This is a genomic window from Sinorhizobium sp. M4_45 (assembly GCF_002885915.1).
Classification (GTDB): domain Bacteria; phylum Pseudomonadota; class Alphaproteobacteria; order Rhizobiales; family Rhizobiaceae; genus Sinorhizobium; species Sinorhizobium meliloti_A.
Genome location: NZ_NWVE01000005.1, coordinates 176,981 through 189,044, shown reverse-complemented (window position 1 = coordinate 189,044; position 12,064 = coordinate 176,981). Strand labels below are relative to the sequence as shown.

Below are 12,064 nucleotides of genomic sequence, written 5' to 3'. Positions count from 1 at the left end.
TAGGAACGAGCCTATGGCATTAAAAGACTTTCTGCCCATTTTATTCGGCCTGACAATGACAATCGTGTTATCGGCGGCGGCTCGCGCCGAGCCCGTCAGCCTCGTCGGCTTCGGCGACAGCCTGATGGCCGGCTACCAACTCCCCCCGGAAGATGCCTTCCCCGCCCGCCTCGAAAAGGCCCTTAAGGACAAGGGGCTCGCCGTCACGATCGCCAATGCCGGCGTATCCGGCGACACCACCTCCAGCGGTCTTGCCCGCATCGATTGGTCGATCCCCGACGGAACAGACGGCGTAATCCTCGAGCTCGGCGCCAACGACGCGCTGCGCGGCATCCCGCCGGAAGAGACGCGCAAGAATCTGGAGGCGATGGTCGCGCGCCTCAAGGAGCGCGGCATCGCCGTCCTGCTCGCGGGAATGATGGCGCCGCCGAACATGGGGCCGGATTATGCGGCGCGCTTCAATCCGATCTATCCCGACCTCGCAAAGGAACACAATCTCGTCTTCTACCCTTTCTTCCTCGACGGCGTCGTGACCGAGGTCGGCCTTAAGCTCGACGACGGCATGCATCCGAACGGCGGGGGTGTCGGCGTCATGGTAGAGCGCTTCCTGCCGACGGCGGAGCTTTTCGTCCGCTCACTTGCGAAAGGAGAATGACAGCGCATCCACAGTTAAGGGAAAGTAAACGTTCCGACGGGACAAATAATGGTTGCGTGCAGATGCGATGCGTGATTCGCTTCAAGCATCTGCAAGAGATTCGGGGAGCTCGCCATGCCGAGACTATTCACCGCCCTCGAAATTCCGCGCAATGCAGCAATGAGTCTTTCCTTGCTGCGCGGAGGTCTTCCCGGAGCTCGTTGGATCGATGTGGAGAATTACCACATCACGCTCCGCTTCATCGGCGACGTCGACTGGCGAACCGCCGACGAGATCATCGACAGGCTTGACCGCATCGAACGGCCCGAGTTTCAGCTGCAGCTGTCGGGCACCGGCGCCTTCGGTTCCAAGAAACCGCACTCCGTCTGGGCCGGCGTCAGCATGGCTTCCGAAATGTTCGCCCTTCAGGCCGAAATCGAGCGCATCTGCCAGCGCATAGGGCTGCCCTCGGATCCGCGAAAGTTCACCCCGCATGTGACGCTGGCGCGCCTGCGCTCCTCGCGCGTCGAGGATGTCGTCGAATATCTCTCCGGGCGCGGTAATTTCGTCACCGCTCCCTTCACCGTCTCCCGCTTCGTGCTCCTGTCGTCACGCGATTCGGTCGGCGGCGGCCCTTATCTCACGGAAGAGGTCTTCCCGCTTCACGAAGAGCGCTCGAACCTCGCGAGCAATGAGGAGCATCCTGCTTCGAGCGTCTGGTAAAGCGCCCCGAAGGCCTCCGCCGGCTCCCGGACAGGGATCGGAACGTCCTCGTCGAGCGGCGGGCTTGCGCGTGAACATTGTCGCGGGCAAGTTCGTTGATAAGGACGGGATGCACAAGGAGGAACAGCATGCGGCCGGAAAAATTGGACGCGGCGGCCATCGCCGAGCATTTGCACAAGATGGAGGGCTGGGTCCTTGCGGAGGACGGCGGCTCTATATGGAAGACCTTCCGGTTCAAGACCTTCGCCGAGGCCTTCACCTTCATGACGCAATGCGCCTTCGCCGCCGAAAAGCTCAATCATCATCCGGAATGGTTCAACGTCTACAACAAGGTGGACGTGACCCTGTCGACTCACGACGCGGAAGGACTGACCGAACTCGATTTCAAATTGGCGGCAAAGATGGACCGGGCGGCCGAGGGCCGCATGCCCGACCATATGAAATAAGGGCCTCATGCCCGACCATATCGAATAAGAGGCGCATGCCCGGCCATTTGAAATAGCGGCCACCGTTCCCATATCAGGCTGCGGCACTACAATGCCGCGCAGTACCCTGAACGACCGGAATCGACGCGATGGACGATATCAAGATCGGTGAAATTCTCCTCCCCGGCGAGGAATCCGAGCAGGAGCGCAAGGAACACAAGGTGCGCCGCCGGTTCTGGCCGACCTTCCGGCGCGCGGCCCGGCAGATTCCCTTCAGCCGCGACCTCGTCGCCGCCTATTATTGCGCAGTGGATCCGGCGACGCCGACGCGCACGCGCGGCATTCTGCTCGCGGCGCTCGGCTATTTCGTCCTGCCGCTCGATTTCGTACCGGACATGCTGGCCATGATCGGCTTCTCCGACGACATCGCCGTATTGACGGCCGCCTTCGCCGCGATCAGCGGCCAGATCAAGGAACGGCATTACCAGAAGGCCGACGAAGTGCTGCGAGACAGCGCCGAGCAGTGAGTTGTCCCGCTGCTGCGGCCTTTGCGGGTCTGTTCATACCGCCCGCGCCGGAGGCGCCTTGCCGCAATCCCGCCCGGAAAGTCAAACTCTTGCCCGATTCTTTGTGACATAGAGGGAGGCAAGGGGCGGCTCTCCAGTATCGACGTCGACCGGATCGGCAATCCGCGTGCGAATGGACCTTGAGGCGCATTCGGGCGCAAAAAGGGGCGTTTTCCCGAATCGTTGACGGTTTGGTAACCCGGATTAAGTCAAAATAAACTTAAATCGTGATTATGCGTTGCCCATCCCACGCGGTTTCGGGCGACCGTAAGCAAGACAAGCGGCAGGAACTCATGTTTGTAAGAAAGATCGCAACTGCACTCGCACTCGTAATGGCTGCATCCGGCGTGGCTTCCGCTCAATCTCCGACGCGAATCCAGCAGTTCAACGCCTGGGGCGCATATTCCTACCAGGCCGGCAACGGCAAGGTCTGCTATGTGCTGTCCGTGCCGAAGGAAAAGGCCCCGGCCGGTGTCGATCACGGCGATATCTTCTTCCTCGTTTCGCAGCGTCCGGGACAGAACATCAGCTATGAGCCGCAGGCGATGATGGGGTACCCGCTGCAGGACAATTCCAAGGTCAACGTGGTGGTCGACGGCCGCACCTTCGTCATGTTCACCAAGGGCAATTCCGCCTGGGTGGAAAACGCCGCCGAGGAGCCGGCACTGGTCGCTGCGATGAAATCGGGCAAGGCCATGTCGGTCAATGCGAAATCGCGGCGCGGCACGGAAACCTCCTACTCCTATTCGCTCTCCGGCATTTCGGCCGCCCTGAAGCAGATCGAGGCCTGCAAGTAAGAGCCAAGCGCGCTTGACGATGCAAGGGCCGGCCATGAGGTCGGCCTTTTTGCGTCGGGTGTTCAGGCGGACCAGGGGCAGAATAATGTCCCATGGTGACTCGCCGCCAAAAGAATGCTAAAGCGCCCCCAAATTCGGAGCCCCCGCGCCCCCGTTGAGCGCGTGACCGAGGCTCGCCAGATTTCAATTCGAGCATCGGAACAGGATCCGGAAACGTCTCCGGACGAGCCGTCGCTTTACGACAGGACCAGATGAGCATGGCAGCCACCGAGATTCTAAACAGGCCGGACATCGTCAAGGCGCCCCAGGTGCGGCTTGCGCCACAGCCGGAAAAGCCGTCGCTGATCGGCCTGTTGCGCGAAGACATCGCGAAGCTGCTCGCCGAAAAGGGCGTGCCGGAGCGGCAGGTGAAGATGCGCGTCAGCCAACTCTGGCACTGGCTTTATGTTCGCGGCGTCTCGGATTTCGACGAAATGTCCAACGTCTCCAAGGACATGCGCGAGATGCTCAAGGAGCATTTCACCATCGCACGGCCGGAGATCGTCGAAGAGCAGGTTTCGGGCGACGGCACGCGCAAGTGGCTGCTGCGCTTTCCCCCACGCGGCGCCGGCCGTCCGGTAGAGATCGAGACGGTCTACATTCCGGAGGAGGGCCGCGGCACGCTTTGCATTTCGAGCCAGGTCGGCTGCACGCTCACCTGTTCCTTCTGCCACACCGGCACGCAGAAGCTGGTGCGCAATCTGACGGCGGAAGAGATCCTCGCGCAGCTTCTGCTCGCCCGCGACCGGCTCGGCGATTTCCCCGAGCGCGACACGCCGCAGGGTGCGATCGTGCCGGCGGAAGGCCGCAAGATCACCAATATCGTGATGATGGGGATGGGCGAGCCGCTCTACAATTTCGAAAACGTCAAGACGGCGCTGCTGATCGCGTCCGACGGCGACGGGCTGTCGCTGTCGAAGCGGCGCATCACTCTTTCGACCTCAGGCATCGTGCCGGAGATCTACCGCACCGGTGAGGAAATCGGGGTAATGCTCGCGATTTCGCTTCATGCCGTGCGCGACGATCTGCGCGACATGCTGGTGCCGATCAACAAGAAATATCCGCTGAAGGAGCTGATGGAGGCCTGCCACGCCTATCCGGGCCTGTCGAATGCCCGCCGCATCACCTTCGAATATGTGATGCTGAAGGACGTCAACGACAGCCTGGAAGACGCCAAGGAACTGGTGAAGCTGCTGAAGGGCATTCCGGCCAAGATCAACCTGATCCCCTTCAATCCCTGGCCGGGCACCAATTATCAGTGCTCGGACTGGGAGCAGATCGAGAAGTTCGCCGACTTCATCAATCAGGCCGGCTACGCCTCGCCGATCCGCACCCCGCGCGGCCGCGACATTCTTGCCGCCTGCGGACAGCTCAAGTCGGAATCGGAACGCATGCGCAAGGTCGACCGCCTCGCCTTCGAGGCGATGATGATCGCCAATCACGGCGAGGACTGAGGCGGCTCATCGTCCTTCCACCAGTTTCGGGCGTGCCGCACGATCACCGCGATCGATGAAGAAGTTTGATGGATGAAGCTGTTTGCGCCGATTGATTTCGGGCCCTTGCTTTCCTAAGAAAGCGGCGGAATTATTCTGAAGCGATGCGGGAGGGACGTTAGCCGGCCTTCCCGGAAATCGCCAACCATAAACCGGAGGACACCCATGCGTTCGCTTCTTATCGCGCTTGCCGCCACGGTCGCGCTTTCTCTACCGGCACGCGCCGACGAAGTCACGGTTGCCGTTACGGCAATCGTCGAACATCCCGCGCTCGATGCCGCACGCGACGGCGTCAAGGATGCGCTGGCCGCCGCCGGCTACAAGGAAGGCGAGAACCTCAAGTTCATTTACGAGTCGGCGCAGGGTAACCCGGCGACCGCAGCACAGATCGCCCGCCAGTTCGCGGGCGAAGCCCCGAGCGTGATCGTGCCGATCTCCACCCCGTCGGCCCAGGCCGTGGTTTCCTCCACCCGCGATATTCCCGTTGTCTTCACCGCCGTTTCCGATCCGCTGGGCGCGCAGCTCGTCAAGGACATGGAGAAGCCCGGCGGCAACGTCACCGGTCTTTCCGACCTGTCCCCGGTCGCCGAGCACGTGGCGCTGATCAAGGAGATCCTGCCGAACGTCAAGACCATCGGCTATCTCTACAATTCGGGCGAAGCGAACTCCGTCTCGCTGCTGGCGGTCCTCAAGGAAGAGGCTGAAAAGGCCGGCCTGACGGTGATCGAATCCGCCGCGACGAAATCGGCCGAAGTTCAGGGTGCGGCTCGTGCGCTCGTCGGCCGCGCCGACGCGATCTATGTCCCGACGGACAACACCATCATCTCCGCCCTCGAAGGTGCCGTCGCCGTCGCAGAGGAAAGCAAGCTGCCGCTCTTCACCGCCGACACCGATTCCGTCTCCCGCGGCGCACTGGCGGCCCTCGGTTTCAATTACTATGACGTCGGAAAGCAGACGGGCGAGGTCGTCGTTCGCGTCCTCAAGGGCGAAAACCCCGGCGATATCGCCGTCAAGGTCGCCGCCGGAACCGATCTCGTGATCAACAAGGGCGCCGCCACCCGGATGGGCGTCACACTGCCGGAGAGCGTCGTCGGACGGGCGACCCGCACGATCGAGTAACGATCCCCCCTCTCCGGACGATCCCCCTCTCCGGGCGATCCCCTTTCCGGGCGATCATTGTCTTTTTGCCGCCCCCGTTCCATACGGGGGCGGTTCGCTTATCGAGCGGGATACGGAAATGGTACGCATCCCGCTTCAACTTCAGAATACGTGCTCCGCAGCGCCTTACGCCTGCGGAGCATCCGAGAAGAGGACTACCGGCGTTGAGTCAAATCGCTTTCTGGGGAGCCGTGGAGCTGGGGCTTGTCTATGCCTTCGTCGCCGTCGGCGTCTTTCTCGCCTTCCGGGTGCTCGACTTTCCGGATCTGACCGTTGACGGCTCCTTTCCGCTTGGCGCCGCAGTCACCGCGGTCCTGATCATCGCCGGCGTCAATCCGTGGCTTGCCGCAGCGGTGGCGATGGTCGCCGGTGCTGCCGCAGGCATGGTCACGGCGCTCCTGAACGTGCGGTTCAAGATTCTGAACCTGCTCGCCTCGATTCTGACGATGATTGCGCTCTTCTCGGTCAATCTTCGCATCATGGGCAAGCCCAACGTCGCATTGATCAATGCCGACACGATGCTTTCGCCCTTCTACGGCCTCGGTCTGCGGGACTTCTATGTGCGCCCGCTTTTCGTCGGCATTCTCGTCGCCCTTGCCGTCGTTCTCGTCTGGCGCTTTCTTGAAAGCGATGCGGGCCTTGCGATGCGGGCGACCGGCGCCAATTCCCGCATGGCGCGGGCGCAAGGGGTCGACACCAGCCGGCAGATCTATCTCGGCATGGCGATCTCCAACGCACTCGTCGCCCTGGGCGGTGCACTGTTTGCCCAGACCAACGGCTTTGCCGACGTGACCTCGGGTGTCGGGACGATCGTCGTGGGGCTTGCCGCCGTGATCATCGGCGAGACGTTGCTCGGCGCCCGCGGCATTCTGATCGCGCTCATCGGCTGCGTGCTCGGGTCGATCCTCTACCGCATCGCCATCCAGGTGGCGCTTTCGACCGATACGCTCGGCCTGCAGGCTTCCGACCTCAATTTCGTGACCGCGCTGCTGGTGACGATAGCGCTCATTCTGCCCCGCCTGCGCCGCGGAGGTGCCGCATGATCAACGTCGAAAACATCCAGGTCGTCTTCGGCAAGGGCACGCCGCTCCAGAAGCAGGCGCTGAACGGCGTCAGCCTCACTATCGAGGAAGGCTCCTTCGTCACGGTCATCGGCTCAAACGGTGCCGGCAAGTCGACGCTGCTCGGGGTTCTCGCAGGCGACGTGCTGCCGAGCGGCGGCCGCGTCACGATCGGCACGACCGACGTGACGCGCAAGGGCACGGCGGCCCGCGCCGGGCTCGTCGCGCGTGTCTTCCAGGATCCGCTCGCCGGCAGTTGCGGCGCTCTCTCGATCGAGGAAAACCTGGCGCTGGCCGCCAGGCGCGGCGAAAGACGCGGCCTGACGCCGGCGCTCGGCTCGCGGCGGCGCGAGCATTTCCGCGAGCGTATCGCCGAACTCAATCTGGGTCTCGAAAACCGCATGCGTGACCGCATGGACCTGCTTTCGGGCGGCCAGCGCCAGGCGGTCTCGCTGGTGATGGCGACGCTTGCGGGCTCCGAGGTGCTGCTGCTCGACGAGCACACGGCGGCACTCGACCCGGGAATGGCCGAGTTCATCATGAACCTCACCCAGAAGATCGTCTCGGACCGCAAGCTGACGACGCTGATGGTCACGCATTCGATGCGCCAGGCGCTCGATTTCGGCCACCGCACCGTCATGCTCCACGGCGGCGAGATCGTGCTCGATGTTGCGGGCGACAGCCGCAAGACGCTTCAGGTCGAGGACCTCATCGCCATGTTCCGCCGCATTCGCGGGCAGACGTTGGACGACGATGCGCTGCTGATCGGGTGACAAGGTTTAGGCGGGTGTGGCCCCTCATCTGCCTGCCGGCATCTTCTCCCCGTAGGACGGGGAGAAGAGCGCACGCCGCGATCTCGGCGCTCGATCCGCAACCTTGAATATCGGCTCGAAATTTGGGTAGCGGATCTTGCCGCTTGTCTCTTCTCCCCGTCAGGACGGGGAGAAGATGCAGGCAGGCAGATGAGCGGCAAATAACCCCAAGCGCCCGGAGATAATCTCAGCGCGCCTGCGTCAGGAAAATCTTCACGGCAAAAATCGAGAAGACTCCGGCGAAGCTGTAGTCGATCGCCCGCATGACGCGCCTGTTGCGCTGCAGCCACGCGGCAAGCCAATCGGCGGCGAGCACGACCATCGCATTGACCGGCATGCCGATGACGATGAAGAAAAAGCCGAGGAACAGGAGCTTGCCCGTGACGGCGGGATCTCCGGCGCTGACGAACTGCGGCAGGAAGGTCATGAAGAATATCACGACTTTCGGGTTCAGAATGTTCACCGAAAAGCCGGTCGCGACGTTCGAAAGCGCAGTTCCCTTCGCCTCCGTCACCTTCGTCACCGACAGGCTGGATCCGTAGCGGATCGCCTGGATCGCAAGCCAGAGGAGATAGGCGGCACCGCCGGTCTTCAGAACCAGAAAGGCGGTCGGAGATGCCGTGATCAGTGCCGAAATGCCGAAGGCGACGAGCAGCGTATGGACGACGATGCCAAGTCCGGTGCCGAGCACGACGAAAAGCGCGGCCTTCTTCCCCTGCGCCAGCGCCCGGCTGATCGAAAGCGTCATGTCCGGACCCGGTGTCGCGGCGAGGAGGAGACTTGCTGCGGCGAAAGCGATGAGTGTCGGCAGGTTGGGAACGAAATCCATGACGCATTCCTCGAACGACGATCCTTGCTGATACCTCCGGCCTGAGGCTTTTGCCAGTGGATTCACGCGATCTGGCGACCGCCTTGCATTTTCTTGCGCCTGTCCTCCGCGCTCAAACGCGGCACAGTTTTGGGCGACATGCAGTAGTTCCGCTTGTATCCCCTCAAGTTCTGGCTAAAGTGCCGCAGATTTTCGATGCGGCAGCGCCGCGCCCGAGAGCCTGACAAAACGAGCAGACGGACAAAAACCATGGCATCGTATAAAGACGTCAAGAAGGTCGTTCTCGCCTATTCCGGCGGTCTCGACACCTCGATCATCCTCAAATGGCTGCAGACGGAACTGGGCGCCGAAGTGGTGACCTTCACCGCCGACCTCGGCCAGGGCGAAGAACTGGAGCCGGCTCGCAAGAAGGCCGAGATGCTCGGCATCAAGGAGATCTATATCGAGGACGTCCGCGAGGAATTCGTGAGGGACTTCGTGTTCCCGATGTTCCGCGCCAATGCCGTCTATGAAGGCGTCTACCTGCTCGGCACCTCGATCGCCCGTCCGCTGATCTCCAAACACCTCATCGATATCGCCAGGAAGACCGGCGCCGATGCGATCGCCCATGGCGCGACCGGCAAGGGCAACGACCAGGTGCGGTTCGAACTTTCTGCTTACGCGCTCAATCCGGACATCAAGATCATCGCCCCCTGGCGCGACTGGTCGTTCAAGAGCCGCACCGATCTGCTCGAATTCGCCGAAAAGCACCAGATCCCGGTCGCCAAGGACAAGAAGGGCGAGGCGCCTTTCTCCGTCGACGCCAACCTCCTGCACTCCTCCTCGGAAGGAAAAGTGCTGGAGGACCCGGCCCAGGAAGCTCCCGAATATGTGCATATGCGCACCATTTCGCCGGAAGCGGCACCCGACAAGGCGACCATCATCAAGGTCGGCTTCGAACGTGGCGATGCCGTGTCGATCGACGGCGTGCGCATGTCGCCGGCAACGCTCCTTGCCAAGCTCAACGAATACGGCCGCGACAACGGCATCGGCCGCCTCGACCTCGTGGAGAACCGTTTCGTCGGCATGAAGTCGCGCGGCGTCTACGAGACTCCCGGCGGCACGATCCTGCTTGCGGCCCATCGTGCGATCGAGAGCATCACGCTCGACCGCGGTGCGGCGCATCTGAAGGACGAACTGATGCCGCGCTATGCCGAGCTCATCTATTACGGCTTCTGGTTCTCTCCGGAGCGCGAAATGCTGCAGGCGGCGATCGACAAGAGCCAGGAGCATGTGGAAGGCGAAGTGACGCTGAAGCTCTACAAGGGCAATGTCATGGTCATCGGCCGCGAGAGCGGCAAGTCGCTCTATTCCGACAAGCTCGTCACCTTCGAGGACGATCAGGGCGCATACGACCAGAAGGATGCCGCCGGCTTCATCAAGCTCAACGCACTGCGCCTGCGCACGCTGGCAGCGCGCAACCGCTAAGCTCTGAAGGATTGCAGGTTGGGAGCCGCGGTGGATCGCTCCGCCGCGGTTTTTTTATTTGCTCACTCCGCCGCTTCGTTCAGCGGCGTCTCCGCAGCCGCCGGTGCGACCAGCGGCCTTAGGCGTACGGACCTGCGGTACCAGAAATAGCTTGCAAGCGAGAGAAGGCCGAAGCTCGGAATGATCGTTCCGAGCGCCATGGCCGGCACCCCGACGAGAGCGGCAAGCGCGCCGCCGAGGAGTCCGGCGCTCATCTGGATGAAGCCCATCATCGCCGAAGCCGTGCCGGCGATATGCGGGAAGGGGGCCATCGCCGCCGTCATCATATAGGGCATGACGAAGGCGATGCCGAAGGCATAGATCCCGATCGGCGTCATCACCGAGAGGAAAGTCGGTTCCAGCGCATGCATGGTGAAGGCGAGGGCGAGGCTCGCCGCGCCGATGAAGAAGAGACCGGCCGGCACGAGCGCCTGCGGCGTGAAGCGACGCATCATGAGACGCATCGTGACCGTGCCCGAAAAGAACAGGCCCGATTGCATGAGCATGCCGATGCCGAACTCGGTCGGGCTAAGCCCGACCTGGCTGATCAGCACGAAGGGCAGCATGGTCGCCCATGCATAGAGCGCGCCGACCGCGCCGGCGATCACCAATGTCGAAGACACGAAGCGGCTGTCCCTTATAAGCTCGCCATAGGCTGCGAGAATGGGCCGGAAATGCCCCTTGTTGCGATCCGGCGTCGTCGTCTCCGCCATGAAGAGCTGTACGATGAAGCACGCCATCAGCGCGAAGCCGACCATCAGCAGAAAGATCGACTGCCAGCCGAAGAGGCCAAGCGCGATACCGCCGAGGGTCGGTGAGACCGCCGGCCCGAGCGCCAGCATCATGCCGATCATGTTCATGATGCGCGCCGCCGTTGTGCCGGTGAACTGGTCGCGAACGATGGCGCGCGCCACGGTCATTCCGACGGAGGCGCCGATTCCCTGCACGAGGCGCCCCGCGAGCAGCACCGGGACGGAGGGCGCGAAGGCCGCCATGAGGCTGCCGGCGAGATAGATAACCATGAAGATCAGCGTTGTTCGTCGCCGGCCGATGACGTCGGAAAGCGTGCCCGAGGCGAGCTGGGCAAGGGCGAAGCCACCGAAATAGAGAGACAGCGTCATCTTGATCGCCGCTTCGGTGGAGGCGAAGGCGCGCACGAGCTCCGGCATTGCCGGCGTGTAGAGCGCCATCGAGATGGGGCCGAGCGCCACCAGGAAGGCGCCGATGATGCTCGTGCGCCGCTCGCTCATCCTGAGCGTCATTCGGCCGCCCCCTTCTCCTTGCCGGCGAGACACGGGTCGAGGCGGCGGAGACTGTCCCGCAGGATCCTCAGGTTTGCGCGCAGGACCTCCCGTCCGTCGTCGCCCAGGTCCTCGGTATAAGCATTCATCATTTCACGCAGGCCCGACATCAGCTCGGTGATGAGCGGGTCGGCCTTGTCGGTCACGACGACGTTCTTGGCGCGCCGGTCCGCCGGATCCGGGATACGCGCGACGAGGCCCATCGCTTCCAGGCGGTCGAGATAGGCGGAGAGGGTCATGGGCTCGATCCCCATGCGGGTCGCAATCTCCGCCTGCTTGATGCCTTCGGTGACGGCCACCTGGACCAATGTGCGCGCCTCGCCGGGCGTGATCCCGAGGTCCATCGCATTGACCTTCCGATCGAAGGCGCCGCGCAACAGGCGGGAGACATCGGTGAGGAGCATCCCGATCGTATCGGACTCGAGTTTCCTGGGCATTTGATCGATCGCGTTGAATAATAAGTTTTGCTTATCATATCCGTTCCGCCCATTCAACGCGAGCACGCCCGTCATCGGGTTTCGCTCCCCGCCTCGCCGATTGCCGAACTGTCAAAAAATTGATATGAGCACGGTCATGGAATCCAAATTCGGATGTCGCGAGCAGAAGATCGTCGTGCTGCAGGATCACAAGCGCCTGCCGGCACGCTTTTTTGCGCGCGTTTCAGGGGCGCTCACCAGCCGCCTATCCTGATCGCACGATCAGCGTTACCGGCCGCATTGG

The 12,064-nt window shown here is 62.5% G+C and carries 13 protein-coding genes; 10 read left to right on the top strand and 3 right to left on the bottom strand.

The window, feature by feature from the left end:
* Positions 1–13 precede the first annotated feature (13 nt).
* From CN933_RS16130 to CN933_RS16090, 9 genes are all read left to right on the top strand, one after another.
* Positions 14–655: an arylesterase gene (locus tag CN933_RS16130; RefSeq protein ID WP_018097385.1), complete on the top strand. Its 642-nt coding sequence runs from the start codon at positions 14–16 to the stop codon at positions 653–655.
* Positions 656–769: 114 nt separating this feature from the next.
* The gene (gene thpR / locus CN933_RS16125) at positions 770–1,357 is read left to right on the top strand and encodes an RNA 2',3'-cyclic phosphodiesterase (RefSeq protein WP_018097384.1); all 588 of its coding nucleotides are present in this window, start codon (positions 770–772) and stop codon (positions 1,355–1,357) included.
* A 128-nt stretch (positions 1,358–1,485) separates the two neighbouring features.
* Positions 1,486–1,803, top strand: coding sequence for a 4a-hydroxytetrahydrobiopterin dehydratase (locus CN933_RS16120; RefSeq protein ID WP_018097383.1), 318 nt, complete (start codon positions 1,486–1,488; stop codon positions 1,801–1,803).
* 128 nt (positions 1,804–1,931) lie between these two features.
* Positions 1,932–2,309 carry a YkvA family protein gene (locus tag CN933_RS16115; protein WP_018097382.1) on the top strand — a complete coding sequence of 126 codons (378 nt, stop codon included), beginning with the start codon at positions 1,932–1,934 and terminating at the stop codon, positions 2,307–2,309.
* A 332-nt stretch (positions 2,310–2,641) separates the two neighbouring features.
* Positions 2,642–3,145, top strand: a complete 504-nt coding sequence (locus tag CN933_RS16110; protein ID WP_018097381.1) for an invasion associated locus B family protein — start codon at positions 2,642–2,644, stop codon at positions 3,143–3,145.
* 257 nt (positions 3,146–3,402) lie between these two features.
* Positions 3,403–4,638 (top strand): dual-specificity RNA methyltransferase RlmN, encoded by a 1,236-nt coding sequence (rlmN, locus tag CN933_RS16105; protein WP_018097380.1) that lies wholly within the window; start codon positions 3,403–3,405, stop codon positions 4,636–4,638.
* A 204-nt stretch (positions 4,639–4,842) separates the two neighbouring features.
* Positions 4,843–5,796, top strand: coding sequence for an ABC transporter substrate-binding protein (locus tag CN933_RS16100; protein ID WP_018097379.1), 954 nt, complete (start codon positions 4,843–4,845; stop codon positions 5,794–5,796).
* Positions 5,797–5,999: 203 nt separating this feature from the next.
* Positions 6,000–6,878 carry an ABC transporter permease gene (locus CN933_RS16095; RefSeq protein WP_018097378.1) on the top strand — a complete coding sequence of 293 codons (879 nt, stop codon included), beginning with the start codon at positions 6,000–6,002 and terminating at the stop codon, positions 6,876–6,878.
* Positions 6,875–7,669: an ABC transporter ATP-binding protein gene (locus CN933_RS16090; RefSeq protein ID WP_018097377.1), complete on the top strand. Its 795-nt coding sequence runs from the start codon at positions 6,875–6,877 to the stop codon at positions 7,667–7,669. The genes CN933_RS16095 and CN933_RS16090 overlap by 4 nt, the downstream gene beginning before the upstream one ends.
* Before the next feature lie 226 nt (positions 7,670–7,895).
* Here the strand turns inward: CN933_RS16090 and CN933_RS16085 are convergent, their stop codons facing one another.
* A complete protein-coding gene (locus tag CN933_RS16085) occupies positions 7,896–8,537 on the bottom strand; it encodes a LysE family translocator (RefSeq protein WP_018097376.1) in 642 nt (213 codons plus the stop codon).
* Positions 8,538–8,786: 249 nt separating this feature from the next.
* On the opposite strand from CN933_RS16085, the gene CN933_RS16075 reads away from it, so the two are divergent.
* A complete protein-coding gene (locus CN933_RS16075; protein ID WP_018097374.1) occupies positions 8,787–10,004 on the top strand; it encodes an argininosuccinate synthase in 1,218 nt (405 codons plus the stop codon).
* Positions 10,005–10,066: 62 nt separating this feature from the next.
* Here the strand turns inward: CN933_RS16075 and CN933_RS16070 are convergent, their stop codons facing one another.
* Positions 10,067–11,305, bottom strand: coding sequence for a multidrug effflux MFS transporter (locus CN933_RS16070; protein WP_018097373.1), 1,239 nt, complete (start codon positions 11,303–11,305; stop codon positions 10,067–10,069).
* Entirely contained in the window at positions 11,302–11,781 is a 480-nt protein-coding gene (locus tag CN933_RS16065) for a MarR family winged helix-turn-helix transcriptional regulator (protein WP_026168844.1), read from the bottom strand. The genes CN933_RS16070 and CN933_RS16065 overlap by 4 nt, the downstream gene beginning before the upstream one ends.
* Positions 11,782–12,064 lie beyond the last annotated feature (283 nt).